Genomic DNA, 18,895 nt, shown 5'->3' on the forward strand with positions numbered 1-18,895 from the left:
ACATCGTACAGATTCAACGAAATGGGCATCTTAATCTTTAAGTAATTTCAATGACATTTACTACACCTAAAGTGAATGTCTCCTAAATGAACCCGCATGTTGTATAGCTGCAACAAAGGAGTCGCGCATGTTTTTTCAAAGAGTCAAAACCCCGGGGCTTGGCCACAATGCATATGTTTTGGGTTGCGGGGAAGGGCTTGCTATTGTCGTAGATCCCCGTCGCGATGTGACCGAATATCTTCAAATTGCTCAGGACCAAAATCTTCAAATTGCCTTTTGTCTCGAAACTCATCGTCAAGAAGATTTTGAATTTGGTTCTGCTAATTTAGCGGAAATAACCAATGCCAAAATTCTTGCAGGTAACCATCCTCTATTCGGGCGTGTGGATGTTGCACTAGAAGATGGAGAGGAATTCCATATTGGTTCTACTCGCTTCGTCGCGTTTACCACGCCAGGCCATACACCCGAAAGTATGTGTTATGCAGTTTACCCTAAAGATTCTGGTGAAAAATGTTGGGGAATATTTACGGGCGACACGATTTTCGTAGGAGACTCTGGGCGTACTGATTTAACTGATCCCGCAAAAACGACCGAAAACGCCGGCCTTTTATATGATTCTGTTCACGCGAAATTGGCTCCCCTAGGCGATCAATCATTGATACTGCCTGCACACGGCGCAGGTTCTGCTTGCGGTGGAAATATTTCCGACCGCGACGACTCAACACTCGGCATAGAGCGAGCCACCAATCCAATATTTACCAAAAGCCGAAAAGAGTTCATTGATCTAAAAGTGAAAGAAAAGTTACCTCGCCCTCCTTATTTTTCTCACATGGAAGAGGTAAATCTTAAGGCCGGACGTGTGATGCCCACGTCAACTGAAGGATTGTTGTTATCCCCCAAAGTATTCCATCAACATGTTAAAGAGGGAATAGTGATCGATACCCGATCACCCGATGCCTTCGCTGGTGCGCACATTCAGGGTTCCTATAATGTTTGGTTGCAAGGGGTATCCTCTTTCGGCGGTTGGGTCAGTAACGAAAAGAGCAATATTTTTTTAGTAGTGGATAGCCCCGATCAAGCTACTTCTGCTGTTACCGCGCTCGCTCGCATCGGCATTGACAGTGTACGAGGAGTACTCGCGAAAGGTGTGGAGGCTTGGCGTGAAGCGGGATTCCCGATAGAAAATTCGCACACAATTGGCGCTCAGGACGCGGGACGCTGGGCGGAAGAGAAAGAGGTTTATGTTCTGGATGTTCGCGATGAGATGGAATGGAATGAAAAACATATTCCGGGGGCTCATCATACTTTTGTGGGCTACTTGGAAGATAATTTACCTGCCGTTGAAAAAAATAAAATGATTATTGTTCATTGTAGTGTGGGGCATAGATCGGGCTTGGCTACCAGTATTCTGTTACGTCACGGCTATGTGAATGTTCATAATATGCTGGGCGGACTAACGGCGTGGGAGGCTCTAGGGTTACCGCTGGAAAAACCAAATCAAAGTGACGACCTATAAACGGAGAAAATATTATGAACTCAGGCGGAGGCGCATGGGATCCTTATTTAGTGGGCGCACTTATTGGTCTGCTTACTATGGCAACGTTTTATTTTTCAAATAAACCTTTAGGTATATCCACTGCTTACGCACGTCTGGCGGGTTTGGTGGGTTACCTAATATCAAAGCCCCACACTGATTCGCTAAAATTTTACCAAGATAAAAAACCGAAAATTGAATGGGAAGCGATGCTGTTGTTCGGCACAATTATAGGCGCGTTTATCGCTGCATTTACCGGCGACGAGTTTAATATGACTGTGCTTCCTTCTTTATGGCAAACGGAATTTGGCGATTCAATATCATTACGGTTATTGGTGGCATTTGTCGGTGGAATCATTATGGCATTTGGTGCCCGGCTCGCCGGGGGATGCACCAGTGGACATGGTATTAGCGGTGCCTTGCAGTTATCGGTAGGCTCCTGGATTGCATTGGCTGGTTTTTTTATTGGCGGCGTTTTTACAGCGGCGGTGATGTATGGCTAATTCTTCACATGAGACATTATTGAAAACGGCAGTGAACCCAAAAGAAACGGGAGCTGAAAAATCCACTTCGGGCAACCAACTAATGTTGGGATTTTTTTTCGGCATCACTTTTGGTTTCCTGTTGCAAAAGGGAGGTGTCGCTAAATACGAGGTTTTACTTGGGGCGCTGTTGCTAACAGACTTCACGGTTATGAAGATCATACTGACTGCGATATTAGTAGGCATGATTGGAATTTTTATTATGCATGCGCGTGGCTTAGTCCAATTACACGTAAAACCCACACGTTACGTCGCTAATATTATCGGCGGACTCATTTTTGGTGTGGGTTTTGGATTAATGGGATATTGCCCTGGAACAGGAGCCGCTGCGTTAGGTCAGGGTAATTTGGACGCTATCGCGGGCATTATAGGCTTGTTGGTCGGCAGCTATTTGTACGCGGAATGTTCGCGGACGTTCAGCAACTCCATACTCATGTGGGGAAATAGGGGTGGTGTCATGTTGCCTGACTTAATCCGGGCGCCTTTGGTACCTTTTTTATTTGCATTTGGTACGTTCCTTATTGGTATTTTAATTTTGTTTCGCTGGCTTCCCTTTTAGAAAATTTTTATCTTAATTTTTTAACTCAAGTCACTATAAAGGTGGTCATAGGTAGGTTCTTTTAAAATCTCACAACCCACACTTTTTAAAAAAATCATCTGCCCTTGGGATATATCCCGCCCTGCGTAAACGTAGTAGGCTTTTTTGGCGCGTTTGGGAAAGTGTTTAAAATACTTGGCGCGCTCGATCAGCAGCCAGCGCAAAAATATTTCAGAGGTATCCAGCCCTAAACCTAAAAATACTAAATTATTATTAAAAATGCAGTGCAGCCAAGTCTGCTCGCCGTTCCAGCGAGTAGCCGCGTCATCGGTATATAAACGCTGCTCTCCTTTGTGGATAAGCGCCCTTGCCCGCTCGACTGAGCCCATATAATGGCTTAAACCCAGGCGGATGCTACGCGAATAGCGCTGAATTCCGTTTATGTGCCAGATGCCAAATTCACGCGCTGGGTTGCGAATTTCACTTTCAGAAAAACAACTTCCCCAGGGGTAAAAGTCTGTAAAGCGCTGACCATCGGCATGGTGCAAATTCAGCGCTAAACAGTTAGATAATGTCTCGTCGAAATTAGTGGTTAATATAGGTGTTTTATTATGTTTAGCCCAATTTACAATCCGCTTGTGATGCTCTTTTGCCGTCCAGCCGGTTAAAAAATCGCAGAATTCTTTTTGCAAATTTTTTTCTTTTAATTGGCTGCTTAGATCCAATGCGTCATAGAATTCAGTGAGCGAAATCCCGAGGGGGATGATTTGTGCATCTTCTTTAGTGTGACGCTGCCACAATTCAAGCAACATAGCATCCCATGAATTTAAACCCGCATCGCTGTTATAGCGATTAATGCCATTGCCAATCACCAAGGCGAGTTGATCTGGTTGGGTGCTGAGCAGAGTTTTTAAATTCATTATGAGCGCTCTATGGTGTGTTCTCGGGTCTTATTGTTTATTCGGGGCAAGCATTCCACGCAAAATTGCCATTGTGTTGTTGTACGAGAATTTGTTTGGCATTAGCAACGCCAGCGCACTCATGGGTTAATATCACGCTGCCTTTTGGCAAGTTTAATCGCCATTCCAAACCCTGCACACCTAAGGCCGCAAACTGATGTTCATTGGCCACACTGACTAATAAAGGCGAGTCAATCGGTTCTTGCTGTAAAAAATCTATCTGTCGCTCAGCCCAAAATGCGCGTTCAATCACTGCAGGATAATCAGCAGAGCGAGTGCCTTGCACAGCAATCAGCGACGAAACTCCCACCAGTAACAAACCGATTTTGAATTGATTCCCCAATACCAGCGCACGCGCGACCAACAGCAAGGGCAATATAATCGCTACTGCAGCGTAGTATTCATAAGACTGATGAGCCAGTAAAAAATAAGGGCCGTAAGCGATGATTAAAAAAGCCAATGCGGCCAACCATTGCTTAGGCGTCAGCGTGTTTTTTAAGGTGCGGAGGCTTATCCAGTACACTAGCGCCATAGGAACAAAACAAGCAGCGGCCCAGATCGCACCCAAAACATATCGCTCCATCGCCAACATGCGCAAGGCTTCACGCGGCACATTCAAAATCCACCCGACAAAGCTAAGTGAATTAATCACCAGGTTTTTGCCCAGAGTTAAACCGTAGGCTGAATGGCGGCTAGGCGTGAATTCTTTATAGAAATACAGCCATACTAAACAAATAACCACGCACAACAACCACACAATAAAATCGCCAGTTTTATAGGTTAGTTTGCCGTGCAAAAAGAATGCGAGTACCACGACCAATGCGGGAATCAAAATCGCTAATTCTTTGCTAAATAACGCTAGTAATTGCAATAGCGGCAAGATTACTAAAGCCAACCAGCGCACACCGCCCTGCAAACGCGGCAACGCCACCCATAACGCAAGCGTAGTGCTAATAAAAAGCACCAGTGTTGGGCTGTTCATCGCCGCAACCCAATGCAACGGCAAGTAGGTCACTACATGCACGGCATGCAGCGCTGCCGTGATTAACGCAATCAGTTTTGGCTGTGGCCACTGCATTGCCCGCGAAAATTCATAAGCGAACCAACTAATGGCCATTAGCGATAAAAATGTTAAGCACCATAAATAAATATGCGCATACAACACATTGCCTTGCAGCACCTGCTCTACAAACCGCCAACCCGTATCCATACTCAATGGTCGCCAAAACCCCGTTTCTGATGCAGTCACAAACGGCAACCACCAAGAGTTTTCATTCAGGCGTGAATCGCGCGCTTGCGTCAGAAAAAAATAATCATCACCCCAGAAAGGAGTAAAGAGCGAGGGAAACCAGAGGCCTATTGCAAACAAAATAAATAGGCATAGGTAAAAATAGTTGGAGTTTTTAACAATCAATCAAGGCTCACTTAATTTTTTTACGTTGTAAGCAGAATGTTGGGGTTCGTAAACTCACCCCAACCGACAAACGCACCTAACCCGCACGGGTTGCCAAAATGGCGGGAATATCCAAGGGTTCGCGGTAAAGCGCAAAATCGGTTTCGCGGGATTGAATGGCGAGAATGGACATGCGGTCGGCGAGTTCATTGCCTTGTACACCTACGTGGCCATTTACGTGGAAGACGTGTACTTTGTCTTGCAAGGTTTGGTGCAAGGCATAAATTTCTTTAATCAGTTCGAGGTTTTTAATCTCGCCGGTTTTCTTTTTCCATCCGGCTTTTTCCCAGCCTTTTGCCCATTGAACAATACATTGAATGGCATATTGGGAGTCAGAAAAAACCGCTGCGGTTTTGCCTTTGGCAATTTCCTCTTTTGCCAATAACAAGCCTTGGTGCAAGGCATTTAATTCCGCCGTATTGTTAGTGCCCATTGGGTTGTACAAACCATACCAAAGCTCGGTGACTTTGTTATCTACATACACCGCCACACCCGATCCAGCTTCACCGGGGTTTGGTTCGCAGCCGCCGTCGGTAAATATTTTTACCTGTTCAGGTAACGCATTAACTTCAGCGGCATTATAGGTTTTGATTTTGGCTCCAGTCGCTGCGCGACCACCGGTGCCAGCGGAAGGTTTAGCATTACCAAACGCGGCTTCGGCTTCTTCGCGGGTTAAAAACGATTTATAACGCGCACCATTAAACCCATCGACATTTTTTTTGCAAGTCGCCCAATCGGTAAAAATCCCCGTCTCCCGCCCTGCCCATACCACATAAAATTTTGAAGCCATTACACTCTCTTTAATTTATTTAACAACAAATAGTCGCGAACACTTAATTTATTTAGCGAACGTAGGTTGGTGCTGAGGAACGAAGCCCAACATGACCACTTCAGCGCTAACAAATCACTTTATACGATTCATTGGAAAGAAATGTCTCTATCTCTCCAATAAGAGTATCGGTGGCAACGTTTACTGCATTTATATATTTTTCAATATTGTTAATATCTGGAATGACCGAGTTTTCGCCATGAGCAATGGAATTTCTAATGTTCACAAGCCTATCTATATCACGAAGGCATAACTCAAATTTGTTAAAATCAAACTCAAACACCTCGCAAATCTCTTGAAAGACATCTTTTTTGAGATTGGATCTTGTATTAATCCGATGTGGAAATTTTATGGGTTCGCTAAAGAGGGCCTTAAATTTATCAGTGAATGCAACTTTCTGATCAAATCTCTGCTTTCCAGCCAGTGACTGATATGCTCCTCCCAATCCGTGAACTGTAAGAGCTGTTTTCGTTTCTTGGGGGCTCAAGTTCAGGCTATTGAGATGAGCAACTAAAACTTTAATTGCACTAACAACAAACCCTTCCCAGTGAGCATAAATCATAGGGATGCACATTCTAAACCAAAGCGACGATTCAACATTACCGGAATTAATTTTAAATTTAGCAAACTCCCCGTTTCGCCATTTATTTTCCTCCAGTATTTCCTCTAATACCCTATGCACTTTGAAAAACCTCTATAGCTCTCTGCATTCTGTTTCGAATGCGCAAATTTGAGTAAGTGCTTGTTCCTATTGAGTTATAATCCTTATCAATAAGTAAATTATTTATCGCCGTAGTAATCTTATCCTCATTACCTTTAATTTCAGAAAATGTTTTCGGCAACGCATAAGAGATTGAGTCATAGATATACAAGGCAAAATTGCCATTGGGTCTAAACACTCCCTTTCCATAGCGCGAATTAAGAAATTCAATCAGATCGATAAAAAACGTTTTTTCTGACTCAAGATTAAAACTGATATCACCTTTGGAAACAGATTTCATAAACTCACTTAAAAATTGAGGAATGGTAGTTTTGAATTCATCATTTAAATGCTTAAAGGCAAAAAATCGAAGCACAAGCTCTTCCAAGAACATTTGCTCTTTCTTAGTTTCACTAGGGGAAATTAAGCTTTCAAAAGCAACATGTTTAGAAATATCTCTTAAGATACTATTAAAATCTATTGGGTATGATCTGAATATGCAATTACGTATTTCTTGATCAGAAAGGGGGCTTGACCCTGTATTAAGTCTATTAAATAATTCGTATCTAATATCTTCGAGACTATCCCACTTCACAATTTCAACTCTACATACAGATCGTTTTATGGTTGTTTTTAATTTTATTGGAAGAGTATCTATATTTAAACCTTCCAAAAGTTCAACGATTTCACCTTTGGTTAAGGTAAAGTTATTTTTTGAAGGCAAATCCTGAAGTATCCCAAAAAAAGCAAATATCGTTGAAATTCGTTGCAGCCCATCAACAACCTCCCACCTTCCTTGATCATCTTCAGCAACAAAAATTGGCGGAATTGGAATTCCCAACAATACGGATTCAATAAATCGTGTTTGTTGAAACTCAGACCAGCGAAACGCTCTTTGGTACTCAGGAGTTATGAAAAGCTCTCCATCTTCATATAAGCTCATTAGTTCACCAAAAGACATGTCAAGTCGATCAGTTTTTAGTGTATTCCGTTTTTCACCGATTACCTCTTCGATACTTTGCATTTATTAAACTCCATTAAAATTAAAGAAATACAATTGTGGAAATCATTTTGAAAGCCTCATCTGCCCCATCAACCGAACCGCAACCCCCACCAACACCAAAACTGCGCCAATCATAATTCCCCAAAACAATAAGGTCTTCCAACCGAATTGTGAGGCGTGGCGGGCGAAATAGTTGATGTTGGGATTTAGTTCGGTGAAGTTGGCTTGCGCCCACTGTAATTCTTTGCCGTTCACCAATTGCGAAAAAATTTGGCTGCTGGTGTATTGGTTGTCGGGGGTGGCTTGGGTGTCTATGGCGATATTAAAGGGGGCGTTGTTGTTGGCAATGAACTGTAATAACTCGGGTTGGCGAGTGAATACCAGTTGTGGGCTGGCGTGAGTGCGGAGTAATTCGTTGAGCTCAACACGCCATTGGGTATCGCTGTTTTGATGGATGTGGAGTGCGTCACTCTGCTGCCATGTGCTGCCGACTTGGGCGTTAAACCAAATACCTTGATGGATAAGTTGCCAGGGTTGTTTTTCGCTGCGGCGAGAAAATACTTTGATTTGATCGCCATACACTACTTCACCGAGGTTGATACTTAAACGGCTGATGGGTGCAATATCATCGCGTTCAAATTCCCAGGCGGCGACGGCGGTTTTTTTGCCGCTATTAATGGCGTGCAATGCGGATTGCTGTTTTTCAGCCAAAGTGCCGGATACTTGCCAGCTATCGGGTGCGGGCGCGTTGGCGATTTTATCGGTATTTTCAATGGCGACTTGGGTGAGCTGTAAATTTTCACCACCGCGCATAAATTTCAATTGCAAATAAGCGTATTCAAATTCCTTGAGATTAAGCGCGATTTTATTGCGGGTTAATTGCTCACCGTCTTTATGCAATTGCACCAGTGTTGTTTTGGTGATGGGTGTCCAGTTGGTCATATCGTTGGTGCCGTTGACTTGCACTTCCAGATACTGATGCTGCTCACTCACTGGCCACAATAGCATTAACGCATCCGCACGGGTGCGCAAATCACTTAAATCCACGACATAAAAATCCGTAGGCGCGGTTTGGTCGAGCAATTCTTCTTTATCACTCTTTACCACACTCACAGAAATTTCATTGGCATCTAACCGAATGGACGCACTGCTTAACGCCAACAATGTTTCCGGCGGCGCACCGACAGCTACCGGAAAAAAACGCACCGGCATTTGTTGCGACTGCTCAGTATTTTTTGCACTGGGCGCAACAAGGCGATACGGCAACTTATTGCCCTGCTGATCAGTCACTACCAGATCATTTAAGCGCGCATCCGCACTGTAGCGATAGATATCGTGAGTGAGCGTAGTTTGCACATAGGTGTCCGGCGCTTTATCGATTTGGTAAACGGGGATGACTTCGGCATTGGCCACAGTGCCCAGCAGGCAATAAAGAAAAACAAATCGCTTTTTAATCTGGTGCATAACTGACTCCACAATCAAACCTTCTCTTCATCTGTTAATTTCGCTTTCGCCGGAATCGGCGATAAATAGCCGATCAACAACATCAAACCGCCGACAACCATAAATGAAACGATGCGAGCGAGTGTGCCGGTGCCGGTTAGGTCTTTGGTGAAGAGTTTTAATAAGACTAAACCTAATAAACCGGCGCCCAGCATCCACAGCTTTCGCTCTTGCAAACGGCGCGACAAATTCATAATGCCCAGCGCACAGACTGCCCACAAAATGGAGAGCGACATTTGTACTACTACTGAATCCCACATCACGGGGGCGTTGTAGTCGATCGCGGCGTATTGGTGGATCGCGCGCAGCAATACAACATTGATCCACGCAAACGCCAATACTCCCATCGCACCGTAACGCAATTCTGTGGGTGTATTAGCAAGGCCGATAAAACCGCGTTTAACTGCATAGACGAAAATAACCAATACAGCCGCTTGCGCCAGATCGAGCGGATTTAACACGGGTAAATAAAATTGATCCGTCATGCCCGAGTAGTGGCAGGCAGCGATAAACCAGAACAACAAACCGAGCATGAGCGGTGCGGGAATCAGGTTTTTATAATCGGCGGGATATTGCGCAAAAGGCCAAATGGATTTGTTGGTAGCATACAGCAGCGCCAGCGTCGGAATAACCAGACAGGCAAACCACAACACCGCTGCACTGGTGCCGTACCAATTCATTTCGTTTTGCCAATAACTCGCTTCCCAACCCACCAGGCTAAACAAAAACCATGCAGTGAGCACATGATAAACGCTTAACAAGCCGCAACTGCTGCGCCCGGTTTGCTGCCATAAAAAACGGTATTGCACTGCGACAAAAAAACCGAGCGCCAATAAACCCCAATGTTGCGATGGATACACAGCGTAACCAATAAAAATACCTTCGCCAAAATTGTGCATTGATAACAACATACACAGCGGCAACAACCAGAACCCGATGCGGGTTAATTCCGGCCAATGGATTTTTTTACTCAAGGCGACTAATGCCGCAACAGACGCGGCAAAAAATACGATCAATGCTGGAAACTGATACTCGCCAGCGATATGCACCTTGAGTTCTTCTGTGCCCGCCAACAACCACCAGAGCCAGCCAATAATCATCGTTAGGGACGCGAGTGGTTTTTCAGCGCGCTTGCTGTGCTCGGCGAATCGCGTCAGCAAATACGAAATACACAACGCCGATGCAGCCAATATCAATAGACTAATAAAATCACCATCGATGATAGGCCGTGCGCCCGCGTTCAAACCGTGAATAATTAATGAAAACGCGGCGGCCATATGCAGCAAATAACCGGCGCAGCGCGGCAATAACCGCTGCTGACGCAAACCTACCCAAATTAAACCGGTGGCTTCCAGCGCCCAAGTGGCCGATGTCCATTGCGCATCTAACGCGAGCGGAATAGTTAAAGTCGCAAAGGTAACGCCGAGCGCAATGAAGGATTCGATCAAAACGCGATGAGTGGTTTGGTATTTCGCCCAGAGCAAACGCGCCAGTGCGATATAAATCGCTGCGAGAATTAAAGCACTAATCGCCAAACCGTATTCTGTGTGTTTGAGCAATGCGGTTTGCAAGCCAAAGGCAACAATGGGTAAACCAAATACCAAACTGCCATCCACCAAACCTTTTAAATTGGGCGGCTGTTTGAGCGAGAATAAAACTGAGACGGTTAAATACAATGCAAAAAACGCGAGTAAAAACGGCTGGGTACTCGCATATAAATGGGGTTGATAATCGAGCACGCCCCACACCGAGGCGATCACAAAGGTAAATACAAAACCGACCCAATTGAGCAGGCGCCAGGTTTTAAACCAGGCGATAGCGAGAATGCCGATATTGAGCAGCAGATAAAAACTGAATAGACCGACGTGATTGCCGGAGCCGTCGGAGGTGAGAATCGGCGCAAGAAAACCACCGGCAGTGGCCATCAGCGCTAATACCTGTGCGTTTTGTAAAATCGCCAGCAATGCACCCAGCATCACAATAATAAACATCAGCGCAAACGCGCCACCGGTCGGCATTAACGAATACATTTTTGCTGCGGCAAATACGGTGAGGTAAAGCGCTGCTATACCACCACCCTGCAATACCAAACCATAACCCCCTGCCCGTTCGCGGGTTTTCCAACCTAAAACAATCAGTGTTATCGCCACCGCAGCGACTGCCGCCATGCGCAATTCGATCGGCAACAGGCCCTGGTTGGAGGCGTATTTGACTAAAAAACTCAAACCAAAAAACATCACCACCATACCGATGCGCACAATAGGATTGCCTTCGGTAAAAAAGCGATTCACATAAGCGATGCCTTTTTCAAACAGATTGGGTTCTGCCGGTACGCGCGCTTGCGGTGGGTATTGCACGGTTGCAGCAGCGGGCTTGATCGATTCAGCGGCGGGTTGTGAACTCGCCATGGCAAGGATTTCTAATTCGGCGTCGCTAATGGGAGATTCTGCATCCGGGGCAGGAGTTTCTACTTCCGATGCTTCCGGTGGCAGTTCAATGCCGTGGGCTTTTAAGCGCTCAGCCAGCGGAGTTCTTTCGGTGGCAGGTTCAGGTGCAGATTGTGTAGTGGGCGCAGTTTGCATAACTGGCGCCTGTTGTTTTTGCGCCGTTTGTTCGGTTTGCAGCAGTTTTAGCGCGCGCTCCAGCTGTTTAAGGTTGCTGCTCAGCTGGAACGTTTTAGTGACTAAAAAACCCAGCGCGCCACCGATGATCCAACCGTTGTTGTAAAACACTGCTTCGCCCAACCCCATACCGACGAGCGTAAAAATAATCAGTAAAGCCATTTGATTTCCTTGTTTTTGATCATTGCATAACTATTCGGTGGGTATCGCTTAGGCTCCACCTACCCTACTGGTACATTGGTATGCGTAGGATGGGTGGAGTGCAACGATACCCATCCCCGGTTTATTTTTTATCGTCTGTAATGAATTGAACGGTTTTGAGTGGCTCTAATACTTTTTCCTGCTCCAATTGCCATCCGGCGGAAGCGCAGAGTTGTTGCATCATGATTTGTACTTGTTGGTGGGCAATTTCTGGCAATTCGCTCTCTTGCGCTTTTTCCTGCATTAGTTTTTTAGCTTCGGCGAGGATTGCGGTGTAATCCTCGTTATCGAATTTATTGAGAATGCCTTGGTTGATGTCGTAGAACTTGTAGTCGGTATCGATAGAGATAATTTCCGGATCGGCAAAGTGTTCGATCACCAGAGTGCGGGTATTGTGATCGCGGCGAAATTTCATTTTGGCGAAATCGTAACCAACGGACACTTTTGCCTTGGCCACCACCAGCGCTTTGCTATTGGTTTTGAAAATGCGGAAGAACGCTTTTTTGGTGTTGTGATCGTAAATTTCAGTGAAATACCCCTCGGCGAGTACCACCTTAAATACCTTTTCAATACGTTCTAGCAAGATGTGCGATTCAACCGCGACATCCTGTTTGGGGGATTTGGATTTTTTGGCGTAGTACCAAGAGAAGATTTGCCATGCCGCAACACCGCCAATCACCATGGCCAAAATAAAAATTAGTACATCCATCGAGCGATCCCTTAAGCGGAAAAGTAAGAAGAGGCGAACCAAAACGATGCAGCTTAAACGGGCTTGGCGCCAAAGTCTATTTGCCGCAGGCCGCCAGTCATGGGGTAGAATAACGCCCCCGCAACGGTGCTGCCCGACGAGATTCCATGCCCGAATTTATTGCTGCAAAACCCTGTGCTGAAAAGCTTCGTATTACCCCGCTAGATTATCGGCCAGATTCTGCGCACTGGTTTAGTCTGGTGCGCCATTTGCCGAATGCGCTTTGGTTGGATTCCGGCAGACCGGCAAGCAGCTATGGCCGCTTCGATATTATCGCTGCCGCGCCGCAACAATTATTGACCACCCAGAGCGCGGTGACGCGCATCACCGAGCAACATGGCCTCAGTCGTGATTCCACCGAAGACCCGTTTGCTCTGCTTGCTCAAGCCTTATCGCCATCTCAAGAGCCACAACAAGAACGACCACAAACCCATTCTGCCCTGCCATTTATCGGCGGCGCTTTGGGCTATTTTGGCTACGACCTTGGCCGCCGTTTGGAAAAACTACCCACTCTGGCGCAGGCCGATATCAATCTGCCGGATATGTGTGTCGGGATTTACCCTTGGGCGATTGTGCAAGATCATGCACTGCAAGCTGCCTGTTTGGTCATCAATGAGAGCCTGAGTCAAACCCTTGGCGGTGCTTATAACTTTTTGGAAATCGAACAGCTGTGCCTGACTGCCGCCCCAAATCCACTGTTTCACGAACTTAAAAACAACCTTAAGAGTGGCAACAAATCATTTAAAATCAATGACTTTGAAAGCAATCTTAATGTGCGGGACTACCGCTCAGCGCTGGAAAAGATTCAGGCTTATATCCGCGCAGGTGATTGTTACCAAGTGAATTTTGCCCAGCGTTTCAGCGCGGAATTTAGCGGCGACCCCTTTGCCGCCTACCTCGCCTTGCGCGATGTACTGCCCTCGCCGTTCTCGGGATTTATGCAATTGGAGAATGGTGCGGTGCTGAGTTTATCGCCCGAGCGCTTTATTCAAGTGCGCGGCACACAGGTGGAAACCAAGCCGATTAAAGGCACCATCAAACGCGGCGCCACCCCGGAACAGGATGCGCAAAATGCCCAATGGCTGCAAAACAGCCAGAAGAATCGCGCCGAAAATGTGATGATTGTTGACCTGCTACGCAACGATTTAAGTAAACACTGTGGGCAGGTAAAAGTGCCCGCGCTGTGTGAACTGCAGACCTTTGCCAATGTCCATCACTTGGTCAGTACGGTCACAGGGGAATTAAAAGACGGCGCCAATGCGATTGAGGTACTGCGCGATGCATTCCCTGGCGGCAGCATTACCGGCGCACCAAAAATCCGCGCGATGGAAATTATCGAAGAATTGGAACCGACGCGCCGCTCACTTTATTGCGGCAGTTTGGGCTATGTAAGTGCAGACGGCCAAATGGATACCAGCATCGCCATTCGCACGCTGGTGTGCGACGGCAATAAAATTCACTGCTGGGGCGGCGGCGGGATTGTGGCTGACTCAGAAACTGAACAGGAATATCGCGAATCCATCGCCAAGGTACAGGTGTTGATGGAAACGCTTGAGCAGAAATTTAATTAACGCCGTTGTGTCGTTCAGGCATCACTTAAGCGATTGGCGCCTTGAACCATGGATTTAATTTCATGCTCTTCCAGCTCGACCAGATTGGTCAGCAGCTCCGTCATAGATGGGATCGCAGCGCGTGCCAATAAATTTTTGAACAGCTCAATGATCTGTGAGTGCTTGAACACGACAAAGTCCAAAATCTGATCCTGATCCAGCTCGGACAAGGGTTTATCGCTGTACTTGTGCTCAGCGATTGGCTTTTCATTTAAATACTCAACGCACCAGGTATTGAGAGAATTTAGATCGCCCTCGCGCTCAAATGCGGCGATGATTTTTGCCAAGCGATCCTCGTGGTTGGCTAAATAATCCAGCAACAAGGCTAAACGCTCGTCAGAGGCTGTTTGGCTACAATGCCGAAGCCGATCACGTATGCGATTATGAAATTCAGCTGCCCAGGTTAATGCATCGTGCAAGGGTTCATTTTCCAATCTCATTATTACGTCCTCCGATCATTCATATTGAGAGGGTATTAATAGGGTTAAACAACTTATAGTCTGTGCGCAACACAACATTGAACCGGTCAGGTTTGTAACACACCAATACCACAGCAATACCAAACATTATTGCCAAATGAAAAAATGAGGAAAAAAATGCTAATTCAAAACCATCAAGTTGATCTGAATACCGCAACCGGCATCATGCGCTGTTATGTTTACCACCCCAAAGATTCCACCGAAATTGCCGATAAAAAATACCCCGCGATTATCCTCTACTCCGAAATTTTTCAACAAACCTCACCGATTCGTCGCAGCGCGCAAATTATGGCTGGGCACGGTTTTATCGTGATTGTTCCGGAAGTATTCCACGAGCTGAATCCCATCGGCACCGTATTGGGTTATGACGATGCCGGGCGCGATAAAGGCAATGCCGACAAGGTCGCCAAAACCTTAGAAGCGCACGATACCGATACCCAAGCGATGATTGATTACGCACAAACCCTGCCTTATTACTCCGGCAAAATCGGCGCTATGGGTTTTTGTTTGGGCGGCGGTTTGGCCTATCGCGCGGCGATTCATCCGGCCATTAGCGCCACCAGCTGTTTTTACGCAACCGATATCCACTCAGGCTTAACGCCATCCAACCCCGGCAATGAAAGCCTGACGCGCACCGGCGAGATTAAAGGTGAGCTGCAAATGATTTGGGGCAAACAAGATCCACACATTCCGCCCGAAGGCCGCGCAAAAGTCTATGCCAATTTGGTTGCCAACAAGGTGAACTTCACTTGGCACGAAGTGAACGGTGTACACGCATTTATGCGCGATGAAGGCGACCGCTATGATGCCGAGTTGCAATTGTGGGGTTATCAAACCGCGTTGGGCATGTTTAAGCGTGCGCTTTATTAATTTCCCTTTTGCCGCAAACAATTCAAGGAAATCGCCATGAAAAAATTGATCACCACTGCATTGTCCGCACCGCTTGCGCTGAGCTTGACACTGGCCATCACTGGCTGCGGTAATAACACGACAAACAAATCCCCAATGGATATGACGCAATCCGGGCTACCACTGGGTTCCGGTATTGATAAAAACAATATGGATCTCAGTGTTGCGCCGCAAGACGATTTTTTTCGCTACGTAAACGGTAAATGGGTGGATAACACGCAAATTCCAGCCGACAAATCGCGCTGGGGTAGTTTTGATGCATTAGCGGAAAATGCCCGCGAGCAAGTACTGGAACTGATTCAAGACCTTGCGACTACACAGCACCCGACCGATTCTGATGAGCAAAAAATTGCCGACTTGTACCAATCTTTTCTTAATCAAGAACAGATTGAAGCGCAAGGTCTCAAACCACTGGCACCGTTTTTTACCCGCATCGACAATTTAAAAACCTATCAGGATCTCACCCGCTTATGGGGTGAATGGCAGGTGTATGGCGTGGGTGTACCGGTGGAATTTTATATCGATCAGGATGACAAAAATTCCGATCAATACATTACCGGTGCATGGCAATCCGGTCTTGGTTTGCCCGACCGCGAATTTTATTTAAAAACCGACGCACGCTCCCTTGAGCTGCTTAAGCAATATCAAACGTACATCGCAAAACTATTGGCGCTTGCCAGCATTCCTAATACCGAACAAGCCGCTGCCAATATTGTCGCGCTGGAGAAAAAAATCGCGGCGCTGCACTGGAGCCGAATCCAAAATCGCGATCGCAATGCGCTTTACAACAAGATGACAATTGCCCAATTAGATGACCTCGCTCCGGGCGTTAACTGGCAGGTGGTGACGAGTGCTGCGGGCTTGGCAAATATCAATGAACTGGTAGTCAATCAGCCCACCTATGTTACGGCACTGGCCAAACTGCAAACCCAGGTTTCTTTGGCGCATTGGCAGCAGTATTTACGGTTTCATCTGCTCAACAGTAATGCCAGCAATTTGAGCCGCGTATTTGACGAAGCGAACTTTGAATTTTACGGCAAGACTCTCAATGGCACCGAGCAACAACGTACACGAGAAAAACGCGCGGCGAGCCTGACTGAATCCAATTTGGGTTTTGTGGTGGGCAAGATGTATGTTGCACGTTATTTCAAGCCAGACGCCAAAGTGCGTATGGATAAAATGATTGAAAATTTGCGCGTTGCTTACAGCCAATCCATTAATGAATTGGAGTGGATGAGCCCCGCCACGAAACAACAAGCCCAAGCAAAACTGGCTAAATTCAACACCAAAATCGGTTACCCAGACAAGTGGCGCGATTACACCTGTGTAAAAATTGTTGCGAATGATTTAATCGGCAATTTACAGCGCAGTGCGGAGTGCGAACATCAGCGCGCGATTGCAAAATTAGGCAAACCCGTCGACCGCAGCGAATGGGGCATGACACCGCAAACGGTTAACGCCTATTACAATTCCAGCATGAATGAAATTGTATTTCCCGCCGCCATCTTGCAGCCGCCCTTTTTCAATGTAGAAGCTGACGATGCGGTCAATTACGGCGGTATAGGTGCGGTGATCGGTCACGAATTCACCCACGGATTTGATGACCAAGGTCGCCACTCAGATGGCGATGGCAATTTGCGCGATTGGTGGACAGAGCAAGATGCCACCCAGTTTAAAAATCGCGCGCAACTTATGGTCGAGCAATTTAACGCTTACAACCCTATTGATGATTTGCATCTGCAAGGCGCATTAGGTTTGGGTGAAAATATTGCTGACCTCGGCGGCGTAACGCTCGCACACAGAGCCTATATGAATTCGCAGGCTGGAAAAAAGGGCAAAACCATTGATGGCTTTACCCCGGAGCAGCGCTTTTTTATGGGCTGGGCACAGGTGTGGCGAATCAAATACCGTGACGAAGCCCTGCGTGTACAAGTCATCAACGGCCCACATTCTCCTGGCAAGTATCGCGTACTCGGCCCACTGTCCAATATGCCGGAATTTTACGAGGTGTATAACGTGAAGCCAGGTGATGGCATGTATCGCGATGAAAACGTGCGGGTAAAAATTTGGTAGCTCGCACGCAATAACTAGGCACTTTTTTGCGCGTCGTGCTGACCGTCGCGCAAAAAAGTGGCCTAATCAACTGCTCACTCAGCAATCAGTCTTGGATGAATTTTTATGAAAAATGTATTTATTAAAATCTGTTGGCCGCTGTTGCGACTCTTCGAAACTGAAGCGCAACCGGCAAATTACAAAGAGTCGCACCGATTTGCGCTGAATTTTATTGGGTTCGTATTTCTATTGTTATCGTTTGTGTCGGCATTAGTCGGCTACTCTAGTGGCGAATTGGGCGCAATTATTCCGGCGGTGGTTTTTTTGGGTGCTGGTTTATCTGCAGTCATTGTGGGCTTGCTAGGTTCAAATGGCGCCGTTGCAAAAGTGTGGGGCTCTAAATAATCCCTGCTGATGAAATCGTAATGGTTTCGTGATAATTCCGTGATGATTGCAATCGCACCTGCGCGCATTCTGCCTGTGTCAAAAACACCACAGGAGCAACATCATGAAAAAGAACCTTTTCGCTGGCTTAATCGCTTTAACGTTTATCCCTTCTACGTTTGCCGCTGACTACAGCGTCAAAATTGAAAACCTGACCCAAGGCACATACTTCACCCCATTACTCGTTTCCGCTCACCCTGCTGGTACCACTTTGTTTACTAGCGGTATGCCGGCTTCTGCAAATCTGCAGGCAATGGCTGAGGGCGGCGATATTAGTGGCCTTGATGCTGACTTGAAGGCTCTTGGCGCAGTGAATATTGCCAACCCGGCAAGCGGCTTATTAATGCCCGGCAAATACACCATGGCGGATTTAGGTAACCCGGGTGCTGCAAATACTCAGCTGTCGATTACGGCGATGCTGTTGCCCACTAATGATGGTTTTGTCGCGCTCAACAACCTCACATTGCCGACCATGCCCGGTACCTATACCTATCTTCTCAATGCTTATGATGCGGGCACCGAAGCCAACGATGAAATTCGCGGCAGCGGCGCAAGCGGTATGGCGGGAATGCCGGTTCCTCCGCCGTTGGAAGCATTGGTTGGCACTGGCGGCACAGGTGTCACCACCACTGCAGAAGGTTTTGTGCATATTCATCGCGGGGTATTGGGGGATCACAACGCCACTGGCGGCGCGAGCGATATAGACGCATCCAGCCAACGCTGGTTAAACCCGGTTGCCCGCGTGACCCTCACAGTTAAATAAGGAGCAC

At 46.7% G+C, this 18,895-nt stretch carries 17 protein-coding genes; 8 read left to right on the forward strand and 9 right to left on the reverse strand.

Features of this window, described 5'->3' with window-relative positions; genetic code table 11:
• Window positions 1-127: 127 nt before the first annotated feature.
• Genes AC2CG4_RS08400 through AC2CG4_RS08410 form a run of 3 tightly spaced genes read left to right on the forward strand, consistent with a single transcriptional unit; the run spans window position 128 to window position 2,635 of the window.
• On the forward strand, window positions 128-1,516 hold the full coding sequence (locus AC2CG4_RS08400; protein WP_484485828.1) for an MBL fold metallo-hydrolase: 1,389 nt from the start codon (window positions 128-130) through the stop codon (window positions 1,514-1,516).
• Between the two features lie 14 nt (window positions 1,517-1,530).
• On the forward strand, window positions 1,531-2,037 hold the full coding sequence (locus AC2CG4_RS08405) for a YeeE/YedE thiosulfate transporter family protein (protein ID WP_484485829.1): 507 nt from the start codon (window positions 1,531-1,533) through the stop codon (window positions 2,035-2,037).
• Complete coding sequence (locus AC2CG4_RS08410) at window positions 2,030-2,635, forward strand: YeeE/YedE thiosulfate transporter family protein (RefSeq protein WP_484485830.1); 606 nt, start codon at window positions 2,030-2,032, stop codon at window positions 2,633-2,635. The genes AC2CG4_RS08405 and AC2CG4_RS08410 overlap by 8 nt, the downstream gene beginning before the upstream one ends.
• A gap of 20 nt (window positions 2,636-2,655) precedes the next feature.
• Here AC2CG4_RS08410 and AC2CG4_RS08415 read toward each other — a convergent pair whose 3' ends face one another.
• The 8 genes from AC2CG4_RS08415 to AC2CG4_RS08450 all read right to left on the reverse strand — a co-directional run bounded on the left by AC2CG4_RS08415 (window position 2,656) and on the right by AC2CG4_RS08450 (window position 12,592).
• Window positions 2,656-3,534 carry a hypothetical protein gene (locus tag AC2CG4_RS08415; RefSeq protein ID WP_484485831.1) on the reverse strand — a complete coding sequence of 293 codons (879 nt, stop codon included), beginning with the start codon at window positions 3,532-3,534 and terminating at the stop codon, window positions 2,656-2,658.
• Window positions 3,535-3,571: 37 nt separating this feature from the next.
• Window positions 3,572-4,987 (reverse strand): hypothetical protein, encoded by a 1,416-nt coding sequence (locus AC2CG4_RS08420; RefSeq protein WP_484485832.1) that lies wholly within the window; start codon window positions 4,985-4,987, stop codon window positions 3,572-3,574.
• Window positions 4,988-5,063: 76 nt separating this feature from the next.
• Entirely contained in the window at window positions 5,064-5,816 is a 753-nt protein-coding gene (locus tag AC2CG4_RS08425; RefSeq protein WP_484485833.1) for a ribonuclease H1 domain-containing protein, read from the reverse strand.
• 106 nt (window positions 5,817-5,922) lie between these two features.
• Complete coding sequence (locus AC2CG4_RS08430; protein ID WP_484485834.1) at window positions 5,923-6,537, reverse strand: MAE_28990/MAE_18760 family HEPN-like nuclease; 615 nt, start codon at window positions 6,535-6,537, stop codon at window positions 5,923-5,925.
• Entirely contained in the window at window positions 6,530-7,579 is a 1,050-nt protein-coding gene (locus AC2CG4_RS08435; protein ID WP_484485835.1) for a GmrSD restriction endonuclease domain-containing protein, read from the reverse strand. Before AC2CG4_RS08435 ends, AC2CG4_RS08430 begins: the two co-directional genes overlap by 8 nt.
• A 42-nt stretch (window positions 7,580-7,621) precedes the next feature.
• Complete coding sequence (locus AC2CG4_RS08440) at window positions 7,622-9,022, reverse strand: DUF3999 family protein (protein ID WP_484485836.1); 1,401 nt, start codon at window positions 9,020-9,022, stop codon at window positions 7,622-7,624.
• A 14-nt stretch (window positions 9,023-9,036) separates the two neighbouring features.
• A complete protein-coding gene (locus AC2CG4_RS08445) occupies window positions 9,037-11,844 on the reverse strand; it encodes a DUF2339 domain-containing protein (protein WP_484485837.1) in 2,808 nt (935 codons plus the stop codon).
• A gap of 121 nt (window positions 11,845-11,965) precedes the next feature.
• Window positions 11,966-12,592 (reverse strand): DUF4230 domain-containing protein, encoded by a 627-nt coding sequence (locus AC2CG4_RS08450; RefSeq protein ID WP_484485838.1) that lies wholly within the window; start codon window positions 12,590-12,592, stop codon window positions 11,966-11,968.
• 146 nt (window positions 12,593-12,738) lie between these two features.
• On the opposite strand from AC2CG4_RS08450, the gene pabB reads away from it, so the two are divergent.
• On the forward strand, window positions 12,739-14,202 hold the full coding sequence (gene pabB, locus AC2CG4_RS08455; protein WP_484485839.1) for an aminodeoxychorismate synthase component I: 1,464 nt from the start codon (window positions 12,739-12,741) through the stop codon (window positions 14,200-14,202).
• 14 nt (window positions 14,203-14,216) lie between these two features.
• Here pabB and AC2CG4_RS08460 read toward each other — a convergent pair whose 3' ends face one another.
• Window positions 14,217-14,681, reverse strand: coding sequence for an ATPase (locus AC2CG4_RS08460; protein WP_484485840.1), 465 nt, complete (start codon window positions 14,679-14,681; stop codon window positions 14,217-14,219).
• 156 nt (window positions 14,682-14,837) lie between these two features.
• Between AC2CG4_RS08460 and AC2CG4_RS08465 the strand changes: the two genes are divergently transcribed.
• The 4 genes from AC2CG4_RS08465 to AC2CG4_RS08480 all read left to right on the forward strand — a co-directional run bounded on the left by AC2CG4_RS08465 (window position 14,838) and on the right by AC2CG4_RS08480 (window position 18,888).
• Window positions 14,838-15,590: a dienelactone hydrolase family protein gene (locus tag AC2CG4_RS08465; RefSeq protein ID WP_484485841.1), complete on the forward strand. Its 753-nt coding sequence runs from the start codon at window positions 14,838-14,840 to the stop codon at window positions 15,588-15,590.
• Between the two features lie 36 nt (window positions 15,591-15,626).
• Window positions 15,627-17,702 carry a M13 family metallopeptidase gene (locus tag AC2CG4_RS08470; RefSeq protein ID WP_484485842.1) on the forward strand — a complete coding sequence of 692 codons (2,076 nt, stop codon included), beginning with the start codon at window positions 15,627-15,629 and terminating at the stop codon, window positions 17,700-17,702.
• 105 nt (window positions 17,703-17,807) lie between these two features.
• Entirely contained in the window at window positions 17,808-18,086 is a 279-nt protein-coding gene (locus AC2CG4_RS08475) for a hypothetical protein (RefSeq protein WP_484485843.1), read from the forward strand.
• A gap of 103 nt (window positions 18,087-18,189) precedes the next feature.
• On the forward strand, window positions 18,190-18,888 hold the full coding sequence (locus AC2CG4_RS08480; RefSeq protein ID WP_484485844.1) for a spondin domain-containing protein: 699 nt from the start codon (window positions 18,190-18,192) through the stop codon (window positions 18,886-18,888).
• Window positions 18,889-18,895: the final 7 nt, after the last annotated feature.

The organism is Cellvibrio sp. ATLC23, from assembly GCF_057196725.1.

Excerpts from the sequence above, each read along its gene's own strand:
- AC2CG4_RS08400 (WP_484485828.1), top strand. The coding sequence starts at position 128 with ATGTTTTTTCAAAGAGTCAAAACCCCGGGGCTTGGCCACAATGCATAT.
- AC2CG4_RS08405 (WP_484485829.1), top strand. The coding sequence starts at position 1,531 with ATGAACTCAGGCGGAGGCGCATGGGATCCTTATTTAGTGGGCGCACTT.
- AC2CG4_RS08410 (WP_484485830.1), top strand. The coding sequence starts at position 2,030 with ATGGCTAATTCTTCACATGAGACATTATTGAAAACGGCAGTGAACCCA.
- AC2CG4_RS08415 (WP_484485831.1), bottom strand. The coding sequence starts at position 3,534 with ATGAATTTAAAAACTCTGCTCAGCACCCAACCAGATCAACTCGCCTTG.
- AC2CG4_RS08425 (WP_484485833.1), bottom strand. The coding sequence starts at position 5,816 with ATGGCTTCAAAATTTTATGTGGTATGGGCAGGGCGGGAGACGGGGATT.
- AC2CG4_RS08435 (WP_484485835.1), bottom strand. The coding sequence starts at position 7,579 with ATGCAAAGTATCGAAGAGGTAATCGGTGAAAAACGGAATACACTAAAA.
- AC2CG4_RS08440 (WP_484485836.1), bottom strand. The coding sequence starts at position 9,022 with ATGCACCAGATTAAAAAGCGATTTGTTTTTCTTTATTGCCTGCTGGGC.
- AC2CG4_RS08445 (WP_484485837.1), bottom strand. The coding sequence starts at position 11,844 with ATGGCTTTACTGATTATTTTTACGCTCGTCGGTATGGGGTTGGGCGAA.
- AC2CG4_RS08450 (WP_484485838.1), bottom strand. The coding sequence starts at position 12,592 with ATGGATGTACTAATTTTTATTTTGGCCATGGTGATTGGCGGTGTTGCG.
- pabB (WP_484485839.1), top strand. The coding sequence starts at position 12,739 with ATGCCCGAATTTATTGCTGCAAAACCCTGTGCTGAAAAGCTTCGTATT.
- AC2CG4_RS08460 (WP_484485840.1), bottom strand. The coding sequence starts at position 14,681 with ATGAGATTGGAAAATGAACCCTTGCACGATGCATTAACCTGGGCAGCT.
- AC2CG4_RS08465 (WP_484485841.1), top strand. The coding sequence starts at position 14,838 with ATGCTAATTCAAAACCATCAAGTTGATCTGAATACCGCAACCGGCATC.
- AC2CG4_RS08470 (WP_484485842.1), top strand. The coding sequence starts at position 15,627 with ATGAAAAAATTGATCACCACTGCATTGTCCGCACCGCTTGCGCTGAGC.
- AC2CG4_RS08475 (WP_484485843.1), top strand. The coding sequence starts at position 17,808 with ATGAAAAATGTATTTATTAAAATCTGTTGGCCGCTGTTGCGACTCTTC.
- AC2CG4_RS08480 (WP_484485844.1), top strand. The coding sequence starts at position 18,190 with ATGAAAAAGAACCTTTTCGCTGGCTTAATCGCTTTAACGTTTATCCCT.